At 48.5% G+C, this 21,626-nt stretch carries 15 protein-coding genes; 6 read left to right on the top strand and 9 right to left on the bottom strand.

Annotation, left to right across the window (positions count from 1 at the left end):
* Positions 1–59 precede the first annotated feature (59 nt).
* From glgC to malQ, 5 genes are all read right to left on the bottom strand, one after another.
* On the bottom strand, positions 60–1,322 hold the full coding sequence (gene glgC / locus EYR25_RS14035) for a glucose-1-phosphate adenylyltransferase (RefSeq protein ID WP_023268132.1): 1,263 nt from the start codon (positions 1,320–1,322) through the stop codon (positions 60–62).
* 118 nt (positions 1,323–1,440) lie between these two features.
* Complete coding sequence (locus EYR25_RS14040; protein ID WP_133180869.1) at positions 1,441–3,954, bottom strand: glycogen/starch/alpha-glucan phosphorylase; 2,514 nt, start codon at positions 3,952–3,954, stop codon at positions 1,441–1,443.
* Positions 3,955–3,956: 2 nt separating this feature from the next.
* A complete protein-coding gene (glgX, locus tag EYR25_RS14045; protein WP_133180872.1) occupies positions 3,957–6,215 on the bottom strand; it encodes a glycogen debranching protein GlgX in 2,259 nt (752 codons plus the stop codon).
* On the bottom strand, positions 6,212–8,449 hold the full coding sequence (gene glgB, locus EYR25_RS14050) for a 1,4-alpha-glucan branching protein GlgB (protein WP_165953501.1): 2,238 nt from the start codon (positions 8,447–8,449) through the stop codon (positions 6,212–6,214). Before glgB ends, glgX begins: the two co-directional genes overlap by 4 nt.
* 17 nt (positions 8,450–8,466) lie before the next feature.
* On the bottom strand, positions 8,467–10,857 hold the full coding sequence (gene malQ / locus EYR25_RS14055; protein ID WP_133180874.1) for a 4-alpha-glucanotransferase: 2,391 nt from the start codon (positions 10,855–10,857) through the stop codon (positions 8,467–8,469).
* A 195-nt stretch (positions 10,858–11,052) separates the two neighbouring features.
* On the opposite strand from malQ, the gene EYR25_RS14060 reads away from it, so the two are divergent.
* Positions 11,053–11,355, top strand: coding sequence for a hypothetical protein (locus EYR25_RS14060; protein ID WP_133180876.1), 303 nt, complete (start codon positions 11,053–11,055; stop codon positions 11,353–11,355).
* 10 nt (positions 11,356–11,365) lie between these two features.
* Complete coding sequence (locus EYR25_RS14065) at positions 11,366–11,998, top strand: peptidylprolyl isomerase (protein ID WP_133180879.1); 633 nt, start codon at positions 11,366–11,368, stop codon at positions 11,996–11,998.
* 59 nt (positions 11,999–12,057) lie between these two features.
* Here the strand turns inward: EYR25_RS14065 and EYR25_RS14070 are convergent, their stop codons facing one another.
* Positions 12,058–12,534, bottom strand: coding sequence for a MarR family winged helix-turn-helix transcriptional regulator (locus EYR25_RS14070; protein ID WP_133180881.1), 477 nt, complete (start codon positions 12,532–12,534; stop codon positions 12,058–12,060).
* A 326-nt stretch (positions 12,535–12,860) separates the two neighbouring features.
* Between EYR25_RS14070 and yiaY the strand changes: the two genes are divergently transcribed.
* From yiaY to EYR25_RS14090, 4 genes are all read left to right on the top strand, one after another.
* On the top strand, positions 12,861–14,009 hold the full coding sequence (yiaY, locus tag EYR25_RS14075) for an L-threonine dehydrogenase (protein ID WP_023268139.1): 1,149 nt from the start codon (positions 12,861–12,863) through the stop codon (positions 14,007–14,009).
* 693 nt (positions 14,010–14,702) lie between these two features.
* The gene (locus EYR25_RS14080; RefSeq protein WP_023268140.1) at positions 14,703–15,068 is read left to right on the top strand and encodes a hypothetical protein; all 366 of its coding nucleotides are present in this window, start codon (positions 14,703–14,705) and stop codon (positions 15,066–15,068) included.
* 557 nt (positions 15,069–15,625) lie between these two features.
* The gene (locus tag EYR25_RS14085) at positions 15,626–16,924 is read left to right on the top strand and encodes an NAD(P)/FAD-dependent oxidoreductase (RefSeq protein WP_133180883.1); all 1,299 of its coding nucleotides are present in this window, start codon (positions 15,626–15,628) and stop codon (positions 16,922–16,924) included.
* Positions 16,925–16,996: 72 nt separating this feature from the next.
* On the top strand, positions 16,997–17,209 hold the full coding sequence (locus EYR25_RS14090) for a hypothetical protein (RefSeq protein ID WP_023268142.1): 213 nt from the start codon (positions 16,997–16,999) through the stop codon (positions 17,207–17,209).
* A 54-nt stretch (positions 17,210–17,263) separates the two neighbouring features.
* Here the strand turns inward: EYR25_RS14090 and EYR25_RS14095 are convergent, their stop codons facing one another.
* From EYR25_RS14095 to aceB, 3 genes are all read right to left on the bottom strand, one after another.
* Positions 17,264–17,632 carry an acyl-CoA thioesterase gene (locus EYR25_RS14095; RefSeq protein ID WP_011623516.1) on the bottom strand — a complete coding sequence of 123 codons (369 nt, stop codon included), beginning with the start codon at positions 17,630–17,632 and terminating at the stop codon, positions 17,264–17,266.
* A gap of 374 nt (positions 17,633–18,006) precedes the next feature.
* Positions 18,007–19,329 (bottom strand): isocitrate lyase, encoded by a 1,323-nt coding sequence (aceA, locus tag EYR25_RS14100; RefSeq protein WP_023268144.1) that lies wholly within the window; start codon positions 19,327–19,329, stop codon positions 18,007–18,009.
* Between the two features lie 134 nt (positions 19,330–19,463).
* The gene (gene aceB, locus EYR25_RS14105; protein ID WP_133180886.1) at positions 19,464–21,113 is read right to left on the bottom strand and encodes a malate synthase A; all 1,650 of its coding nucleotides are present in this window, start codon (positions 21,111–21,113) and stop codon (positions 19,464–19,466) included.
* Positions 21,114–21,626: the final 513 nt, after the last annotated feature.

Here is a 21,626-nt window from a genome sequence, read left to right on the forward strand (position 1 = left end):
GTTTCACCTAACTTCATACTCCAACAGGGTTAATATTCAAGCAGATTATCAACTTGGCCTTACTCATAGCCCACCGGCAGCCCTAACATATCGCGGGTGACTAAGGTGATGCCTTTTTCAGACACCCTAAAGCCTTTTGCCCTGTCATGGTCGTGGTTATAACCAATCACTGTACCTTCGGGGATGATGCAGCCCCTGTCGATGATGGCGTTTTTAATCTTACAGTGCCGCAGCACCACCACATCGGGCAACACGACTGAATCCTCAACCACGGAGTAGGAACAAACCCGCACCTCGTTAAACAGCACGCTGCGGCGCACTGTCGCGCCCGAGATAATACAGCCGCCGGAAATAATCGAATCCACCGCCATGCCGCGTCTATCGTCATCGTCGAACACAAACTTGGCGGGGGGCAATTGCTCCTGATAGGTCCAAATCGGCCATTTTGCATCGTAGAGATTTAAGGCAGGCGTGGGCGATAACAATTCCATATTGGCCTGCCAGAAGGAATCTAAGGTACCCACATCGCGCCAATAGGCTTGCTCGTTGGGGAAAGCACTCTTAAAGGGGTAGGCAAACACTTTATGTTTTTCGATGATCGAGGGAATAATATCTTTACCAAAATCCCGATCGGAATTGGCATTTTGCGCGTCTTTCTTCAACTGATCGAACAAAAACTCTGTGTTAAACACATAGTTGCCCATCGAGGCAAGGCACTTCTCGGGATTGCCTGGGGAGTGTTTAGGATGCTTAGGTTTTTCTTCAAATCCTAAAATGCGCATATCGTCATCGACTTCCATCACCCCAAATGCACCCGCCGCCTCGGCCACAGGCACCTCGAGGCAGGAGACTGTCATATCGGCTCCGGACTCAGCATGGGCGGCCAGTAAGCCAGCGTAATCCATGCGATACACATGGTCACCCGAGAGCACCATCACATACTTGGGCAGTTCATGGCGGATGATGTCTATATTTTGAAATACCGCATCGGCCGTGCCCTGATACCAATTCTCAGAGTAACGTTGTGAGGCTGGCAGAATTTCCACCGACTCACCTAATTCCTTTTTAAAGTGGCCCCAACCGCGCATGACGTGGCGAATTAACGAGTGCGACTTATATTGGGTCACTACCCCAACGCGGCGGATCCCCGAGTTGATGCAATTCGACAGCGGAAAATCGATGATCCTAAACTTACCACCGAAATACAGCGCGGGTTTCGCGCGCCAGTCGGTGAGTTCATGTAAACGCGAGCCTCGGCCACCAGCCAGAATCAATGCATAGGTTTCACGAGTTAAATTACTGATATAACGTACATTAGACATAGGCTCTACTCCCCAAATAGCACATCAGTGCCGATTGCTTCACAACCACTCTTCCCTGCCGCCCTAAGGCCGCAGGATTGCATACCACTGCGCATTCCTTTGCTCATTAATCTCTCCGTTACAGTTTCCAAATATCATCTCTATAGCCAGCAATCGTCACATCACTGGAGAAGCGACCGCTGGCCGCCGTGTTGCGAATACTCATTTGCGTCCACTTTTTCGGATCTTTATAGGCCTTAGCCACGGCTTCTTGAGCGAGGCGATAACTATCGAAATCCGCCGCCGTCATCCACTGATCATCCGCGCTTTCAATTGAGGCGATAATGGGGTCGAAAATTCCCGGTTCGAGCAGGTTAAAATGGCCGCTCTTGAGTAAAGCCATAACTTCGGATAAGGCCTGGGACTCGGCGATAATCCGTTGCGGTTGGTAATCACAGCGCATTTGGGACACTTGCTCGGCGTTAAGGCCAAAGAGGAAAAAGTTATCCTCGCCGACCTCTTCGAGCATCTCGATATTGGCGCCATCTAAGGTGCCTATGGTGAGTGCGCCGTTCATCATGAACTTCATATTGCCCGTGCCAGAGGCCTCCTTACCCGCGGTGGAAATTTGTTCGGAGACATCAGTTCCTGGGCAAATTTTTTCCATGGCACTGACGTTGTAATTGGGCAGAAACGCAAAACGCAGATACGGCGCCACCACAGGATCGCAGTTAACCATATGGGCAACATTACTGGCGAGTTTGATGATGAGTTTCGCCATAAAGTAACCGGGCGCAGCCTTGCCACCGATCAGCACGCAGCGTGGCACCAGATGCTCTGTATGCCCCTGCTGGATTTGATGGTAAAGGTGAATCACATGCAGAATATTAAGTAGCTGACGCTTGTACTCGTGGATCCGCTTAACCTGCACATCAAACAGCATTGAAGGGTCAAACTCGACGCCACATTCCTTAGCAATCATCTTGGCCAGCACCGCCTTGTTGGCTTGCTTCACTTCACGCCACTTTTGAATAAAGCTGGCGTCCTGGGTTAAGGCATTGAGCGCCGTCAGTTGGCTTAAGTCCGTCACCCAACCTTTGCCTAAATGGTTAGTTAACAGTTTGGCGAGTGAAGGATTGCAGTGGGCTAACCAACGTCTTGGGGTCACGCCATTGGTGCGATTGTTAAATTTCTCCGGCCACAGGCTATAAAAATCCTTAAACAGGCCCGACTTTAATAACTGGGTATGCAGCGCCGCCACACCGTTTACCGAAAAGCTCGCCACTATGGCTAAGTAGGCCATGCGCACGTGGGGATCGGGGCCATCTTGAATAATCGACATGCTGGCCAGTTTAGCGCCATCCCCCGGCCAGTGGTGGGCAACTAAATCGAGGTATCTGGCGTTGATTTCATAGATGATTTCTAAAATTCGCGGCAACATCAGTGCCATCATACGCACGGGCCAGCGCTCTAACGCCTCGGGCAACAATGTGTGATTGGTATAGGCCATAGTGTGGCTGGTGATCGCCCACGCGGCGTCCCATTCGAGGCCATATTCATCCACCAGCAGCCGCATTAACTCGGGAACCGCAATACTTGGGTGGGTATCATTCAATTGCATCACATTTTTTTCAGCAAAATGAGTGAAATCATTGCCATGGTGATGCACCCAACGTTTTAAAATTGCTTGTAAGCTAGCGGAAGACAAAAAATATTGCTGACGCAGCCGCAACTCTTTACCGTTTTCGCTGGCATCGTTGGGGTACAACACCATAGTGATCTGCTCAGCGAGATTTTTGCGCGCCACCGCCTCGGTGTAATCCCCTTGGTTAAATTCTGCTAAGTCAAAATCATCGGTGGCTTCAGCCTTCCAAAGTCTTAAGCTATTAACCCGGCCATTGCGATAACCGGGAACAGGCATATCGTAGGCCACGGCGAGCACATCTTGGGTATCAACCCAAATCATGTGCCTGCGCCCTTGTTTATCGACATAGGATTCGGTGTGACCAAAGAACTTTACCGTCACATTATGGTGCGGTACACGTACCTCCCATGGATTTCCCTCACGTAACCAGCGATCAGGGCGCTCAACCTGATAACCATCAACTATCTTTTGGGCGAACATGCCGTATTCATAACGAATGCCATACCCAGTAACGGATAAGTCCATGCTGGCGCAACTATCGAGAAAACAAGCTGCAAGCCGCCCAAGGCCACCATTGCCTAAGCCCGCGTCATGTTCGGCCTCTTCTATCTCCTCGAGAGAAACAGAATAATGGCTTAATGCCTCGCGGCTATCTTGCTCTAACTCTAAGTTTAACAAGGCATTGCCTAGTGTTCTGCCCATTAAAAATTCGAGTGATAAATAGGCCACTTGCTTGTTGTCATAGCGGCTATCTTTGATGCGCGTCTCACGCCAATCATCCAGCATTTGCTCTTTTACGCTCAGAGCCAGCGCTTGAAATAATTCACCACGCGCCCCTTCACCGCGGCTTAATCCATAGCGAACATGGCGAGTAAAAGAAGCAGGCAAGGCATCACAGGGCTCGCAGGGTTCGTGAGCGGTTTTGCTCTTACTTTCACCCGTCTTCGTTGAACGTTTTTTGGGAGTAACGCCGCTGGTATTTGGGCTCAGCTCACTGTTATGACTCATAGTTAATTCCTTATAAAATCAGCATGAAACAGCATAAGACTGCGATCCTGTAGCAAATATCGCGTCGGTGAGGACTGAGCATCCAGCGGCTCAGTGTGAGTTAAAAATTGTGGGTCAGTTTGGGTATGCAGCAGGCATTGCCACGGCCCTAAACCGTCAAAAACCGGCAGGGTAAAGGCCAAGGGGTGCTCATCGGCATTAACCATCAACAGCAGCGCTTGAAGGCTGTCACTCTGAGTCTGCGGCTGAGTGGCAGTTAAATTGCCCGATAACACCACACTAAGACTGCGCCCCATGGACTCGCTCCACAGGCTTTTGCTCATAGGTTCACCTTGACGGCTAAACCAATCCAGCCTTGCCCCCGATGGGGTTGAGACAGGGGTTGATGCTTGGGGTGAAGATGCCTCAGGCGACCAATTGAAGGCATTGGCCACTAGCTGCTCATGGATAAAACGTTTGGCGCACAGCAGCGGGAAGCGTTTACGCAAGGCAATCAGCTGTGAGGTGAAACTCAGTAATGAGCTATCCATGCCATCCGCTGACCAATCGAACCAATTCAATGGGTTATCTTGGCAATAGGCGTTATTATTCCCGCCTTGAGTGCGGCCCGTCTCATCGCCGCTGAGTAACATAGGTACCCCTTGGGAGAGGAATAATGTAGTCAATAGATTGCGTTGCTGGCGGGCGCGCAGAGCAAGAATGGTCGCGTCGTCAGTGTCGCCTTCTACTCCGTAGTTATGGCTGAAGTTCTCGTGGTGACCGTCGCGATTTTCTTCACCGTTGGCCCAATTATGCCGCTCGCAATAACTCACTAAATCTTTGAGGGTAAAACCATCGTGACTGGTTAAAAAATTGATACTGGCGGCGGGAGGCCTACCGCTGTGCTCAAAGAAATCCCCTGAGCCATGAAAACGCCGCGCAAACTCGGGCAACATGCCATGATCGCCGCGCCAAAAACGCCGCATAGTGTCACGGTATCTGTCATTCCACTCGCTAAAAGCTACCGGGAAATTACCCAGTTGGTACCCACCTGGACCTATATCCCAAGGCTCGGCAATCAGTTTCACCTGGCAAAGTACTGGGTCTTGCAGCAGCGCATCAAAAAAACCGCTACCTGGGTCAAATCCATAGGCTTCGCGGCCAAGGCAGGCGGCTAAATCGAAACGAAAACCATCGACACCCATCACTTCGACCCAGTAACGCAGCGAATCTAACACCAACTGCAACATGCGCGGATGGTTGAGGTTTAAGGTATTACCGCAGCCGGTATCGTTGATATAAAAGCGTTTATCATTTGGATGCAGGCGGTAATAACTCAGATTGTCGATACCGCGAAAGCTAAAGGTCGGCCCGAGGCGACTACCCTCGGCGCTGTGGTTATAGACCACATCGAGAATGACTTCGATACCCGCGCCATGCAGTGCATCCACCATGTTACGAAACTCAGCGATATCCTCACTCGAGAGATAACTCGGCTCAGGCGCAAAAAAGCCAATGCTGTTATACCCCCAATAGTTAGATAGCTGTTTTTCAAGTAAAAAAGGCTCGGAGAAAAATGCCTGAACAGGCAGTAACTCGACGCAATTTACGCCGAGATTAACTAAGTAATCTATCGCGGCTTGGGAGGAGAGACCTGCAAAGGTGCCACGCAGCGGCGCATCTATCTCAGGGTGCAGTGCGGTAAAACCCTTTATGTGCATCTCATAGATAATGCACTGCTCAAGAGGAAGTGGCTCACGCTTACTCAAGAGAGGCCGAATAGCATGCGCCTTAGCCGCATCCAAAAGAGGGCGAGTATCGACCACTTTGCATTTGGGGACAAAAGCCGCGTTATCTAAGGCACTGAAAGATAAGTCTTCATTAGGACTATCAATCTCATAGCCAAAGTTGGCGATATGGTGATGATAACGCCCCACAAGCTGGCGCGCGTAAGGGTCTAACAACAACTTATGCGAATTAAATCTGTGGCCTAATTGCGGCTCGTAGGGACCATAAACACGGTAGCCATAAAGCTGACCTGCACTCAGTCCATGCACATACAAATGCCAGATTTGCTGGGTCTGCTCCGTCAAGGCGATACGCTGAATTTCCACCTCGCCTTGGGCATCAAACAGACATAACTCCACCCCAGTGGCATGGGCCGAAAACAGGGCGAAATTCACCCCGCCATCATCGACCGTCGCTCCCAAGGGAAAAGGCTGCCCCGCGCTTAGGTTATAGGCGATTGAGCCATCAGCATTTGCAGGCGCAGGATTCGTCATAGGCTGGTATCTCTTGGCGCCTCTGTCGCAGGCCCGAGAATTAAGCACCCCAGAGGCGGCACAGTGATCAGTGCGCTCGATGCCATGCCCTGCCAAGGTAAATCTTCGGCAATCACCTTGCCCGCATTCCCCTGATTGCTGCCACCATAGAGATGACTGTCGCTATTGAGGTACTCACAAAAATCCCCGCCTTGGGGCAAGCCGATACGAAATCCTTGGTGCAGAGTGGGTGTCATATTCACCACAAACACTAAGGGCACATCACTGCCCTCGCCATAGCGAACAAAGCTAAAAATACTGTCGCGACCATTGTCACAATCGAGCCAGCGAAATCCCTGCGACTCATAGTCGAGCACAGATAAAGCGGGGTATTGTCGATAAAGCCGATTAAGATCCCGAAGCCAGCGCTGCACGCCTTGATGGGGCTCAAAAGCAAGCAAATGCCAATCGAGACTATGGTTATGGTTCCATTCGTCGCGCTGGGCGAACTCGCTGCCCATAAACAGCAGTTTTTTGCCTGGATGCCCCCACATAAAACCGTAATAGGCCCTGAGGGTGGCAAATTTTTGCCAATCATCGCCGGGGATTTTATGCAACAAAGAGCCCTTGCCGTGCACCACTTCATCGTGGCTTATCGACAGCATAAATTGCTCCGAATAGGCATACATCAGGCTAAAGGTCAGCTGGTTATGGTGATACTGGCGATAAATAGGATCGCGGCCTAAGTAGCTTAAGCTGTCGTTCATCCAACCCATATTCCACTTAAAACCAAACCCCAACCCGCCGCTATCCGTCTGCTTAGTCACGCCTGCAAAGGCGGTTGACTCTTCGGCTATCATGCAAATGCCGGGGAAGGCTTGATACAAACGTTGATTCAACATTTGCAGAAAATGAATCGCCTCTAAATTCTCCCGTCCGCCATAGGCATTGGGCAGCCATTGTCCGGGTTCGCGGCTGTAGTCGAGGTACAACATGGATGACACCGCATCGAGCCTTAACCCATCTAAGTGAAACTCCCGCAGCCAATAGCAGGCATTGCTGAGCAGAAAACTGCGCACCTCTCCGCGGTCGTAGTTATAGATCAGCGTATCCCAATCGGGGTGCGTGCCTTTGCGCGGATCTTCATGTTCATAGAGGCAAGTGCCATCGAAACGCACAAGGCCGTGGGGATCCTTAGGGAAATGCGCCGCGACCCAATCGAGTAACACGCCAATCTCGGCCTGATGGCAGGCATCGATAAAGGCCTTTAAGCCATTGGCATCGCCAAAACGATGGGTCGGTGCATACAGACCAACGGGTTGATATCCCCAAGAGCCGTCGAAGGGGTACTCGCTGACTGGCATCAACTCGATATGGGTAAAACCTTGCTGCTTCACATAGGGGATCAACTGCTCAATTAAGTCTTGATAATCAAAATATTGTTCACCAAACTCACCTTTTCGGCGCCAAGAGCCTAACTGCACTTCGTAGATAGACATAGCGGCGCGATGCCAAGCTGTGCTCGCCCGTTTGTGCATCCATTGTGAATCTGCCCACGGGTGTTGGTGTTTTTTCGGCACTATGGAGGCATTGTGCGGCGCACATTCCATTTGGGTCGCCATGGGGTCGGATTTTGCGTGGCGCTCGCCATTTTGATAAACCAAATCAAACTTATAGTGCGCGCCTTCGGCAACAGCAGGCAGGAAAATCTCCCACAAGCCGTTGGCCAGATGTTGGCGCATCACATGGCGAGTATCGTCCCAGTGGTTAAAATCCCCCACCACAGAGACTCGTTTAGCATTGGGGGCCCATACGCAAAAATGCACGCCTTCAACGCTATCAACTTGGCGCCAGTTGGCACCGAGAAAGCGATAGGCCTGTTCGCTACTCCCCTCGCCAAAAAGGTATAAATCTTCACTATTGAGGAGCGAGCCAAACTGATATGGATCGATAATATCCAGCTCACAGAGGGGATAAGTCACCCGTAGCGCATACAAAAAGGGCTTAACCCGTCTGCCAAGCGTACCCGCAAATAGCCCCGCCTCATTGACGCGCTCAAGGCTCGCCACCTTGCGGCCATCCTTAAGACTTATCACATCAACCTTTTGGGCATTGCGTAAAAAACAGCGCACCACCAAGGCCTTGCCCTCGTTGATACTGTGCATACCAAGCAGGGAAAACACATCCGTATATTGACCGTTTAACAGCGCGACATCGCTACCGTCATAGAAGTAAGTCTGGGCTTGAGTCATCATTTGGCTTCCATTTTTAGTCAAAGGGTATCTGTATGCGCAGCCGTTTCTGGCAAATGTCTTGCCGCAGCAATGCGTTGCAAACGCTTAGCCAGCGTAGGCCTACCAGCTGCTTCACTTAGGCTGATGGGCAATCGCCGCTGCCAATTGGGGTACTCGAGCCAAGTGCCGGGGATATTCACCGCATGGCGGTCCCCTAGCAGATCGCACCATTGCACGCTGTAAAGTGCGCTGTTGCCCGAGGCGCCAAAGGGCATCCACGCCGTTAATAAAGCTTCAATATCAATCTGTTGAATATCTGTCTCGGCTAATAAGCCCTGGGAGATTAAGCACTGCGCGAGCTGGTGTTTTTCCTGCTCTCGCCCTGCGAGCGCTTCTCCCAATTCATCATCTGTCTTGAGTAGTTCGAGTTGTCGCCTCAGGTGCAAATCGCTGCCCGTCCACCAAGCCACTAAGGTCGGCACATCGTGGTTTGCCAGCATCATCAAACTCTGGAACTTATAATGGCTTGGTGGCTTAAAGCCCTGATGGTCTTTGCAGAAGTAGAAAAGCTCGTTGGAATAGACTCCCGCCTGATACAGGCGATGAATAATATCGGGCGGCACTAGGCCTAAATCCTCACCAATCACCACACAGCGAGCACGTTGACTCTCAAGGCAGAGAATCGCCAACAGGGTTTCGACCGGGTAATACACATAGGCGCCATGGCCGAGGCGCTTATCTAGTGGCCACCACCAGAGTCGCAGCAGTCCCATCACATGGTCGATTCGCAGCGCACCGCAGTGGGTCATGTTGGCGCGAGTCAGCTCAATAAAATGACGATATTGATGCTGCTTTAGTTTGACGGGATCGAGGGGCGTGAGACCCCAGTTTTGTCCCTGCGGCGCGAAGGGATCTGGCGGTGCGCCTATGCTGGCGTTTAAGCAAAACTGCTGCGAATTGGCTTGGACCTCAACGCCCTGCAACGCGGCGCCCACGGCCAAATCGCGGATAAGCCCTATTCCCATCCCAGCTTCTTTGGCTTTGAGTTGGCACAATTGCAGTTGATCTTCGGCCACAAACTGCAGGTATAAATAAAAGCCTTCATCCTGTGCGATGGCCCTTGGACTGCGTAGCGATTCTGCTTGGGCAAATTCCCTGAGCGGCGCGCCCTGCTCTGCAACAAAATCCTCAAACCGCTGCGCCCTTGGTGTGTTGGGCTGTAAATGGTGTTCGCAAAAGACTGTGTATAAACGTGCAAATGCGCGGTACTTAAGTTCACTCACCTTGGGATAATCGAGCCAGTTCTCCGCATTGAGTAGGGCGATGGCTTCTTGCCATTCCTTCGCCGCAAACTCCGCCTTTAATGGCTCAAATTCAGGCACGCTAGGTAAATGAATATACAGAGGATTAAGCCTTCGACGATCGCAGGGACTATAGGGACTCGGATGTTCCGGCGCGGCAATATCTAAGGCATGTAATGGATTGAGTTGAATAAAATCGGCGCCATACTCGGCCACTAAACCAATAAGTTGCTCTAAATCGCCAAAGTCGCCGATACCCCATTGGCTTTCGCTGCGCAGGCTATACAGCTGAAGACTCACGCCCCAAGGTTTATGGCGCTTTCCTTGAGCCACAGCGCTCATCACCCCTTGATACGCGGTTCTCGGCGCCACCATAAAAGTGCCATGGAATTCAGTCGCCTTGCTTGCAGAAGATATACTTGCTGCTGACGTTCCTGCACTTGATACGCCTTGCTGATCATCCGCCAGCCCAAGCAAACTGACGCTCAGTGTGTGGTACCCAAGCCCCAGGCAAGATAAATCACTTAAGTTGTCTTTATTGTCAGATGTATTTGGCGCGGTGCTAACATTTTCCCATGAACGGCGAGTCTCTGAATCGATATATGGCTCACTGGTATCGTCCACATCACGGCAATAAAACTCATGGCCTAAAAGGTCAAGGCGGTATTGCAGGAACTGACACTCATTGGCAAAGGGGCTAGTGCCAAATTTCGCCAACTCCTGCGCCTGAATACGATAATCCCCGATCGGTTTTAGCGCCGAAAACGGTACCTCGAGGATAACCCTGTCCCCTTTTTCACAGGTAAAGGTGAGCAGCAGAGCGCCACGGTAAGATTGAGGTAAATACAGGCAGACCCAAGGTTCGTCGACATAGCTCCAATGAAACGCCGGCAACACTTGTGTCCAATGGTGAGCATCGAGTTGATACACTTGAGCGTCAAGCTCGCCACCATTGAGTAAACTCGTTAATGGTTCATCCTTTGCCTCGCAGGCCTGAGTGTTTTTCTCCTGCAACATACAGGTCAAAATCCCTTGCCTCTCAGCCTCGGGAATGCGGATGTACTTGCCGAAGCAGTCAGTAAAGTCTGCTCCCACGCCCCGCAAATACAGCAACTTATCCAGCCCCATATTTGTCGCCCCCGCGACTGCTCATCCATAGCCTTAGATAGGCAGTAACCATGCCAGCGCAAAATAACAGCATGAAGACAGATTTGTGTCAGCCAGATGACAACAAAGAAAACTTATAAATCAGCATCTTGAATCTAATATACCTCTTCATTACCCCAGCCATTGCCCTTGGGGTAATCTTATCAACGCACTAGTTTGAAGCAGATAGTGGTTAAAAAAGGTGCAACGCGCTTAAATGGCGCAAGCAAAACAGTGTGTAATCTTCGAGGACAGGTTCTAGAAGCTGCGCTGAAGTTGACTCCGCCACTCAAGCAGCAACGCCAGCATCAGCCATTAGCTGCAACACTTTGTATCAATTACATTTTTAATGTTGAAATCCCCTTCATCGCTCTGTCACTATGCGCGCACAAAACAAAAACAACACTTAATCGCAACATTTACCTATGCCCGCTTACATTATCCAAGCAGGCAAAGGCGTGGCGAACGACGCAAAAATAAGGAAATTGATATGAAAAGAATTACGGGACTTTTACTCGCCAGCAGTTTGAGCATAGCCCTCACTGCCTGCGGCGGTGGCGAAGATGAGCTCACTCCCAATATCCCAAAACCTGACCCGACCCCACCGAGTTTAAGCGCCGATGTCTGTTATTTAATGAGTACCACAAAGGGGGATTTAACCTTAGCCATCGACCTCACCCATATGCCGATCACGGGTAAGAACTTTAAACAATATGTCGATAAGTCATTCTATAACGGCACTTTATTCCACAGAACCATCAATAACTTTGTGATCCAAGGCGGCGGTTTCACTACGGGATTACAAAGCAAACCGACCAGCGCGCCGATTAAAAATGAGGCCGCCGTCGGTATCAGTAACAAACGTGGCACTATCGCGATGGCGCGTACCACAGTGCCTGACTCAGCGACATCACAGTTCTTTATCAATGTGTTAGATAATCCGCAGCTCGATGCTTCGGCGAGCAGCTATGGCTATGCCGTGTTTGGTAAAGTCGTCGAAGGAATGGATGTGGTCGATCAGATAAGCATTGTGCCAACCAAAACCAGCAACGGTTTTAGCGACACGCCAGTGACTGAGATTTTGATCAATAGCGTAACGGAAACTAACTGCCCAGCAGCCTAGCCAATGCAACAAATCACGGTATCCGCGGTGATTTGTTATTGTTTATAGCTGAAAGGGGATTATTCGTCCCCTTGAATTTTACCCACCAACAGCATAGGTGCTGCATCAATTTTATCGGCGTCCATCATGGCGGCAATGCGCTCCACCGATGAGAGTAGCTGACTCTGCTCCCACTCTTCAAGATTTTGATATTGCTTAATAAAGTGTTCCTGAAGCGGTTTAGGCGATTCCTGCAATAATGCGTGACCCGCCTCACTTAAATACAGATGGACTTTACGCTTATCGGACTCGCTGCGTTTGCGGATCACTAATCCCCGCCCTTCGAGCCTATCAATAATTGTCGTCACAGTAGCGGGACTAAGAGTGATTTCTTCGGCCACCTGCTTAGCTAAGGGAGCGCCGAGTTGGGCAATCTTCTGCATCACCATCAACTGCGGCCCCGTCAAGCCGGAATGTTTATTGAGTTGCCGCGAATGAATGTCGATAGCGCGGATCACGCGGCGCAGTGAAATCAGCAGTTGTTCATATTTTTCCATCGTACTTCGCTTACTCCTCATCACCTCAACGGCCGCACCTTACCAGAAACGCAGCCACAACTCACCTTGGTGGGTAGTTTATCGTGTAACAATCTGAGTTTAACTAAACAAGTGAAAGCTGAAAAAACTCTTAAAAAACATAGCGTATGCAAACCTTAATCTCTGTCATAAAAGTTCATTATTTAGTTACCCAGTTCCAACTTTAGTGGGAATTTACCCTCAGTAATCTATCTAAGCCGATCTAGATCACAACTTGACGACCCCTTAATTGGTAGTTTGGTCACCAGAAAGAAACAAATTTAATCTACAACCAAATAGGTGAACTTATGGCTGCAAAATTTTTTATTCCTTCAGTCAACGTACTAGGTAAAGGCGCCGTCGATGACGCTATCGGTGATATTAAAACCTTAGGCTTTAAACGCGCGTTAATCGTGACGGATAAACCTTTAGTTAATATTGGTCTAGTCGGTGAAGTGGCGGAAAAACTCGGTCAAAACGGCATTACTTCAACCGTGTTTGATGGCGTACAACCTAACCCAACTGTCGGTAACGTTGAAGCGGGTCTTGCACTATTAAAAGCCAATCAATGTGATTTCGTGATTTCATTAGGTGGTGGTTCACCACACGATTGCGCAAAAGGTATCGCCCTCGTCGCAACTAACGGTGGTAGCATCAAAGACTACGAAGGCTTAGATAAATCCACTAAGCCACAACTGCCATTAGTGGCCATTAACACCACCGCTGGTACTGCCAGCGAGATGACCCGTTTTTGTATCATCACTGATGAAGCTCGCCATATCAAAATGGCAATTGTCGATAAACACACCACGCCAATACTGTCAGTGAATGACCCTGAGCTGATGCTGAAAAAACCAGCAAGTCTCACGGCTGCAACAGGCATGGACGCGCTGACCCATGCGGTTGAAGCCTATGTGTCTATCGCAGCGAACCCAATTACCGATGCCTGCGCCATTAAGGCCATTGAACTTATCCAAGGCAACTTAGTGAATGCGGTAAAACAAGGCCAAGATATCGAAGCCCGTGAGCAAATGGCCTATGCGCAATTCTTAGCGGGTATGGCCTTCAACAACGCCAGCTTAGGTTATGTGCACGCCATGGCACACCAATTAGGCGGTTTCTACGACCTGCCCCATGGTGTATGTAACGCCCTGTTATTACCCCATGTGCAAGAATACAACGCCAAAGTGGTACCAGATCGCTTAAAAGATATCGCCAAGGCGATGGGTGTCGATGTAGCCAATATGACCGATGAGCAAGGTGCTGCGGCGGCAATCGCCGCGATTAAAGCCCTATCTGTTGCGGTACACATTCCAGAAAACCTAACCTTACTCGGGGTTAAAGCGGAAGATATTCCAACTCTGGCCGAGAACGCCTTAAAGGATGCCTGTGGTTTCACTAACCCTAAGCAGGCAACCCATGAAGAGATCTGCCAGATCTTCACTAACGCGTTATAAGCCAATACGCGTTATAGAGCATACGCATTAACGCCGTCTGTCGCGCGCCCATTGACAGGATGTTGTTCGGCTAGCGCAAGCTAACGACATAGAATCGGCCCAAACAAGGGATCTTGTTTGGGCCTTTCTTTTAGGCGGACTCAGCCAATTTAGCACTACGCCATAATGTAAAAACCACCGTAGCGCCTTAATCTTCGGCAGTTGGGATCCCATAGATCGAAAAATAGCTCCAATAGCGTAAAAACGTGATCTTAGTGGGTTACATGCTGTTACAAATCAGCTAGACTGGCTCCAGTTCGCTTTTTCCCTGCAAAAGATGAAGCCAGCTGAGAGGCCCGTTCTAACGAATGGGCCTCTGTCCATTTATCCCCATCCCGATGCACTTCCTACATAATTTGCTAATGTTTAATGGCTTATCGTGCCATTCAAATCTGCTCACTTATTTGCTGCTTTATTGCGCAGTAATTAAGCAAAAACGAATTTGAGTGTAAAACTGAGAGCTAGCACATAGTTATTCGTTAAAAACTCATGCTAAATAACACTTGAAGGAAATGAATTAACTGGCTCATTTTTATACAAAAATACTTGTAAAAACGGTGATTTAACACGAGCGATATCAGCGCAATTAATGATTGACCGAATTCAAAAACGATGCCTATGATGGCAGCAACATCCTCAACAGGTAGGTACGCTATGACAGCAATTACTCATGTATATAACTACACAGTTAGATGTCCGCATTACAAAGATCCCGAACATCCAGTGAGTTGGTTAAACCACATCGAATTAAACCAATCCAGTGAAATTGCCTTAAACCGTATCACCAAATGGCACGAACTCTCAGGCAGTAAATCATTTGAAACCAGTAAGTTTGTAGTCCGCAAAGCCGACAATGAAGAAGCCTACTTTTCGATGCAAAGCGATAGGCTTAAAAATGATGGTCACGCACTCGTCACCTTTAAAATCTTCCTCGATACCTGTTGCGATGATGCCGCTCCTGAAGAAATTATGCAGCATCTCATTCAGGATTATCAGCAACGTCTGGCGAAGCTCGAATAACACTATTCGGTTATCTAGACAGATACTCTGCGACGATTAAGGCCAAATGAGTTTCCATTTATTATGCAACATCAGTGTTAGGTAAACACTCATATCAGTACCTCAACACATCATAGGGCTGCAGGGACATTTCAACTTATCTTCCTTGTGGCCCTTGCTCTTTAAGAGCCCAAACAAAAACAATATCGAATTTTCACCTTATCTTTTCGTCTAGCACTTTACGGCGCGCTAGCGACCTTCCATGCCTAGCCAGAAACAACTGAATCGCAATCTCGGCTGATAAACCCACTTGATGAAATAGCCACCGACAACAAGTGAGCTAGCGCACAGTTATCAAATAACTGTCATGAAGTGCGTCACACTTTGCGCGCTACAAGATGTCATAGCCTGCTCAAGTAATAAAAATAAAAACATTAAAATCAATTACATAAAATAAAAAACTAGCTTATCTACGTCATTTTGTCTCATTGCTTGAGACGCGAGGCCAAGGTTACTATTTTGTTTCAAAACCTTTTCCGCAGCACAATCTAATCATTCAACATACAGGAATAATCGGCATGGCTATAGCAAATATTGTTATCGTAGGAGGTGGTGCTGGCGGGATGGAAATTGCAACTAAGCTAGGCCATAAACTGGGGCGTAAGGGCAAAGCAAGAGTGACCTTAATCGATTGCGCAGAAAGCCATATTTGGAAGCCATTACTCCATGAGGTTGCGACTGGCGCGCTCGATGTCGGTATCGACGCTTTAAGCTATCGAAGCCATGCAGCTGCCCATGGTTACCATTTTCAGCAGGGCGCAATGACGGATATCGATAGACAAAACAAACAAGTAGTGCTGTCAGCGATTTGTGATGATAAAGGTGATGTACTACTCCCATCTCGTCATATTGATTATGACTATTTAGTGGTCGCCATTGGCAGCATCGCTAATGACTTTAACATTCCAGGCGTACGTGAGCATTGCCAATTTCTTGATAATACAGAGCAAGCAATGGCAATCCGTAAAATTTTGCTGAATAAGTTTCTCCGTTATGCCAGCCATAGCCTGCTGGCCGATAAAATTAAAATTGCTGTTGTAGGTGCGGGGGCCACTGGGGTCGAAATGTCTGCGGAAATGCACCATGCCGTGGATCAGTTGCGCGGGTTTGGCTATAACATCGATTCACGTCTTTTGGAGGTCACCCTCATTGAAGCTGATAAACGAATTTTACCTAAAGTAGAAAAGCGTGAAATTTCAGACTCAGTAACCAAAGAATTAGCCGCGCTCGGCGTTAAGGTTATGACTGAAACACGCATTAATCAGGTGGATGAAACGGGGCTGACCACAACAGATGGGCAAATGATCCCCGCCGATTTAGTGATCTGGTCTACAGGGGTAAAGGCACCGGATTTTCTGAAAGAAATAGGCGGACTTGAAACCAACCATATCAACCAGTTGGTGGTAAAACAAAATATGCAAACCAGCCGCGATCCGCATATTTTTGCAATTGGTGACTGTGCTGCTTGCCCACAACCCAACGGTACTTTTGTTCCACCAAGGGGGCAATCGGCACGACAAATGGCACTCATGACGGCCGACAATATTATGCTACTGCTTGCAGGACAAGACGCACATCATCAGTATGTTTATAAAGATCTTGGGTCGCTTGTTAATCTGTCGAAATTTCATACCGTGGGCAACTTGCTGTCATTTATCGGAGGTGGTGTGATGGTAGAAGGCAAAATCGCTCGCTTTGTTTACACTTCTCTCTATCGGCGACATTTAATTGAACTGCACGGAGTGGTAAAAGGCAGCCTTTTAATGTTTGCAAAAGGTATCAGTCGCATTATTCATCCCCATCTCAAATTGCATTAGCAAGATTATTAAGGCGTTTTGCGTAACTATTTGGTATCTTGCGAGGCACCCGTTAGTTTTAGGATAAACACAATGACAAAAGCGACGCTGTTGATACTGCCTCTACTGCTTGCCACCACGGCATGTGCTGATTTAAAAGATGCGGGTCGCGCTATCGGTACCACCACTAAGGATGTGACAAAAGAGATTGGTCACGCCACCCGCGACACCACCAAAGCCATTGGTCATGCTTCACGGGATGCGGTGAAATCGGTCAAAGAAGATCTCACTAAAGACTCAGAGTGACGCCCATGCGTCACTCTGTTTTATTAAGCTTAAGGTCTTATCAAGCTCAAGGCATTATGCCGCATTAGCACGAATACCATGAGGGACTGGTAACCCTTGTGCATTTACGTTTACAAACACCATCTTATCGATACTGACCACAGGCGCTTGCGTCATCTTATTACGCACTTGGCAACTGACCGTAATGGAACTGTGCCCAAGGCTGACAAGCTCCAAGCCAAACTCCAATACATCCCCTTGGCGCGCCGGCGTCATAAAATTGATTTCAGAAATCAACTTAGTCACATGGCTGCTGCTCTTCATCTGGCACGCAGCAAAGATGGCCGCCTCCTCGTCAATCCAACTCAATAACTGGCCGCCAAAGAGGGTATTTGCAGGATTTAAATGCTCAGGTTTGACTAAACGACGACTGTAATATTTCATGACGGTGACCTCACTGTGAATGCCAAGTTTTACAGCCAATTCACAGCATTATTTAGGCCAAGATAAATAGCCATTGAATAACAATGAGATAGCATTAACTCTTTGTAAAACGGTTAAAAACTTGCACCAACTCGAGTCAGAGTTGCACCAGAATAATCAATTAGATAAAAAAATAGCGACTCGGAGAGTCGCCAAGCTCAGGCAAGCAATGTATTGACTGGGTAGGAAGTTAAGTCACAAGGTTTGACTTAAAAACCCGTGCAGCACATGTAGGCGAACTGCACGGGGGACAACAGCTGCAATGCAGCTAAACACAGGGTTTACAGGTACAACATCTTACGGGTACAACATTTTAATAAAACGACAAGCTTCGCTTAAAACTGCTCTTCTTCGGTCGAACCAGTCAGCGCAGTCACAGAAGACTGACCGCCTTGGATCACTGTGGTGACTTGGTCGAAGTAACCTGTACCCACTTCCTGTTGATGCGCCACGAAGGTGTAACCTTTCTTCGCTGCCGCAAACTCAACCTCTTGAACTTTCTCAACATAATGCTTCATACCTTCACCACGAGCGTAGTCGTAAGCCAGGTCAAACATGTTGTACCACATGTTATGGATACCCGCTAAAGTGATGAACTGGTACTTGTAGCCCATGTCCGACAGCGCTTGCTGGAAGCGTGCAATCGTCGCGTCGTCCAAGTTTTTCTTCCAGTTGAACGAAGGTGAACAGTTGTAGGCCAGCAATTGATCTGGGTACTGAGCATGGATAGCCTCAGCAAAGCGGCGTGCTTCTTCTAAATCGGGCTTAGCAGTTTCACACCAGATTAAATCCGCATAAGGTGCGTAGGCGAGACCGCGAGAAATCGCTTGGTCCAGACCCGCTTTCACGCGGTAGAAACCTTCACTAGTGCGCTCGCCAGTCACAAAGTCACGATCGTATGGGTCGCAATCAGAGGTTAATAAATCCGCTGCGTTCGCATCGGTACGGGCAATAACTAAGGTTTCAACACCGCTCACGTCAGCAGCAAGGCGCGCCGCAACTAACTTTTGTACCGCTTCTTGGGTTGGCACTAATACTTTACCGCCCATATGGCCGCATTTTTTCACTGACGCCAATTGGTCTTCAAAGTGCACACCGGCGGCGCCCGCATCGATCATCGACTTCATCAACTCGAACGCATTCAGTACGCCACCAAAACCTGCTTCCGCATCGGCGATGATGGGTAGGAAGTAATCGACAAAGTTTTCATCTTCCGGATTAACCCCATTGCTCCACTGGATTTGGTCAGCACGGCGGAATGAATTGTTAATACGTGAAACGACAGCAGGTACAGAGTTTGCTGGGTATAACGATTGGTCTGGGTACATAGTGCCCGCTAAGTTAGCGTCGGCCGCGACTTGCCAACCAGACAGGTAAATCGCTTCGATACCCGCTTTAGCTTGTTGTACCGCTTGGCCGCCAGTCAGTGCACCTAAGGAGTTCACATAACCTTTTTTTGCGCCACCGTTGACTAAATCCCACAGTTTAGCGGCACCGCGTTTGGCAATGGTGTTCTCAGGAACAATGGAACCACGAAGTGCCACGACTTCCTCTGCAGTGTATGGGCGACGTACGTTTTTCCAACGTGGATTCTCTGCCCAATCTTTTTTGATCGCGTCAATCTGTGCCTGACGTGAAGTCTGTGTTGCCTTAGTCATAATGTCACTCCTTTCGTGTGGTGTTGTAGCAAGTGACGCTGCCCCACAGCGTCACCCTGCCCATTGGTTTAATTGGCGATATCCACCGCCATAACGCATCCCATAAAACGCATTAACTGTTAAAGCATTTGAAATTAAGCTGTTAGCATCTCGTAACCGGGTAAGGTTAAGAAATCGACCAACTCATCCGAAGTGGTAATATCCTCAAGCAATACTGCCGCTTGGGTAAATTTGCCGTGGGTGAATCTGTCACCGCCCACTTCTTTTTTCACATTTGCTAACTCTTCCACCAGCATGTCCTTAAACAATTGTTTAGTGACGGGTTTGCCGTTTGAGAGTGACTTGCCATGTTGGATCCATTGCCAAATCGAGGCGCGGGAGATTTCGGCCGTTGCCGCATCTTCCATTAATCCGTAAATCGGCACACAACCGTTGCCACTGATCCACGCCTCAAGGTATTGCAGAGCGATGCGAATATTCAGGCGCATTCCTTGCTCTGTACGCTCACCATCACAGGGTTTTAATAACTCTGCGGCGAGAATCGGTGCGTCCACATCACGGGTGATATGTAATTGGTTTTGATGATCTTGGCCTATGTATTCGTTAAAGATCCCCATTGCCGTGTCAGCAAGACCAGGGTGAGCAACCCAAGTCCCATCGTGGCCATTGCGAGCCTCAAGCTCTTTGTCCTTACGTACCCGTTGCAACACGGTTTCGTTCTGAGCGGGATCCTTAGCTGGAATAAAGGCCGCCATGCCGCCCATAGCCAGTGCACCACGTTTATGGCAGGTTTTGATCAGCAGTCTCGAATAGGCGCTTAAGAAAGGCGTATCCATGGTCACCGCTTGGCGATCCGGTAAAACGCGGTCGCTATGGCGCTTTAATGTTTTGATATAGCTGAAGATATAGTCCCAGCGACCACAGTTGAGCGCGACAATGTTTGAGCGTAATTCATAGAGAATTTCGTCCATTTCAAACACCGCGGGTAAGGTCTCAATCAAACAAGTACATTTGATTGTGCCAGGCTGTAGGCAGAATCTTTCTTCCACAAAAGCAAACACTTTTGCCCACCAACGCGCTTCGATATGGCTCTCGAGTTTAGGAATATAGAAGTAAGGACCACTGCCCTTCGCCAGCAATTGGCGATAGTTATGGTAAAAGTACATCGCAAAGTCGAATAACGCGCCGGGAATGGACTGCTGGTTAAATTCAACGTGCTTCTCTTTTAAGTGCAGGCCACGCACACGGCAGATTAATACCGCAGGATTTGGGCCTAGCTTGTAATGTTTACCGGTTTCAGGCGCTGTGTATTCAATCTCACCGCGCACGGCATCACGCAGGTTAATCTGACCTTCAACCACCTTTTGCCAGCTTGGTGCTAAAGAGTCTTCAAAATCCGCCATAAACACTTTGGCATTGGCATTGAGTGCATTGATCACCATCTTACGTTCAACGGGACCGGTGATTTCGACACGGCGGTCGAGTAAGTCATTCGGAATGCCACGGATCTTCCATGCACCGTCACGAATAGCACGAGTCTCGGGTAAAAAGTCAGGTAAAGCCCCTTTATCGATACGCGCTTGTCTATCTTTACGTTTGGCGAGTAAGGTGGGCACTTCTGCTGCAAATTCCCGGCAAAGTGACTCAAGCAACGCCAGCGCACCTTCGGTAAAAATCACTTCTTGGCCAGGGATAGTATTTCCCACTATGGTCAGAGTGCCATTCGCAGTGGTCTTATTCTGTGCCGAATTCAATTGCTGCTCACTTAAAGTTTGTTCCGTCATCTTCTCACCCTCTCAAGAGGCAAAACTCTTGCTCGTTTACGACTCATTACCAGTAAAGACATGGGTAACATGTACAAACATTCGCCGCAAAACATTCAAATGTTCGTTTAGAACCAAAACTTACAGACAAACATTTGTATTTGCAACTATCCAAAAGTGTCATGACCGCTAAAATATTTGACCAAAAAACATCAAAAAATTGGTCTGACCAAAGCAGGGTTTATAAAGCAACAACATGATTTTAAACAATTTTTATTTTTAATGGTTATTGTGATTTTTTGGGAGGTGAAATTTGTCTGACAACTTTACCACTTCAGACTACATGTAATTTTATACGTAAATTAATTACATAGTGAAAATTTAAATATACGGCATTTACCCCTTATTCGACCTAAGTAGAAAACAAGCAGCGTTTTGAACTCCATCTAAAGGAAAGCAATCAAAACCAATCAAAACAATAAGTTAACAAAAATGAAACATCCAGCAAATTTAAACACTCGTTTAACTGTTACG

The sequence above is a fragment of the Shewanella decolorationis genome (genome assembly GCF_004354305.1).
Lineage (GTDB): Bacteria > Pseudomonadota > Gammaproteobacteria > Enterobacterales > Shewanellaceae > Shewanella > Shewanella decolorationis.

What these genes read in the sequence shown, in the direction of transcription:
- glgC (WP_023268132.1), bottom strand. Translation starts at nt 1,322, where the DNA reads ATGTCTAATGTACGTTATATCAGTAATTTAACTCGTGAAACCTATGCA.
- EYR25_RS14040 (WP_133180869.1), bottom strand. Translation starts at nt 3,954, where the DNA reads ATGAGTCATAACAGTGAGCTGAGCCCAAATACCAGCGGCGTTACTCCC.
- glgX (WP_133180872.1), bottom strand. Translation starts at nt 6,215, where the DNA reads ATGACGAATCCTGCGCCTGCAAATGCTGATGGCTCAATCGCCTATAAC.
- glgB (WP_165953501.1), bottom strand. Translation starts at nt 8,449, where the DNA reads ATGATGACTCAAGCCCAGACTTACTTCTATGACGGTAGCGATGTCGCG.
- malQ (WP_133180874.1), bottom strand. Translation starts at nt 10,857, where the DNA reads ATGGGGCTGGATAAGTTGCTGTATTTGCGGGGCGTGGGAGCAGACTTT.
- EYR25_RS14065 (WP_133180879.1), top strand. Translation starts at nt 11,366, where the DNA reads ATGAAAAGAATTACGGGACTTTTACTCGCCAGCAGTTTGAGCATAGCC.
- EYR25_RS14070 (WP_133180881.1), bottom strand. Translation starts at nt 12,534, where the DNA reads ATGGAAAAATATGAACAACTGCTGATTTCACTGCGCCGCGTGATCCGC.
- yiaY (WP_023268139.1), top strand. Translation starts at nt 12,861, where the DNA reads ATGGCTGCAAAATTTTTTATTCCTTCAGTCAACGTACTAGGTAAAGGC.
- EYR25_RS14080 (WP_023268140.1), top strand. Translation starts at nt 14,703, where the DNA reads ATGACAGCAATTACTCATGTATATAACTACACAGTTAGATGTCCGCAT.
- EYR25_RS14085 (WP_133180883.1), top strand. Translation starts at nt 15,626, where the DNA reads ATGGCTATAGCAAATATTGTTATCGTAGGAGGTGGTGCTGGCGGGATG.
- EYR25_RS14090 (WP_023268142.1), top strand. Translation starts at nt 16,997, where the DNA reads ATGACAAAAGCGACGCTGTTGATACTGCCTCTACTGCTTGCCACCACG.
- EYR25_RS14095 (WP_011623516.1), bottom strand. Translation starts at nt 17,632, where the DNA reads ATGAAATATTACAGTCGTCGTTTAGTCAAACCTGAGCATTTAAATCCT.
- aceA (WP_023268144.1), bottom strand. Translation starts at nt 19,329, where the DNA reads ATGACTAAGGCAACACAGACTTCACGTCAGGCACAGATTGACGCGATC.
- aceB (WP_133180886.1), bottom strand. Translation starts at nt 21,113, where the DNA reads ATGACGGAACAAACTTTAAGTGAGCAGCAATTGAATTCGGCACAGAAT.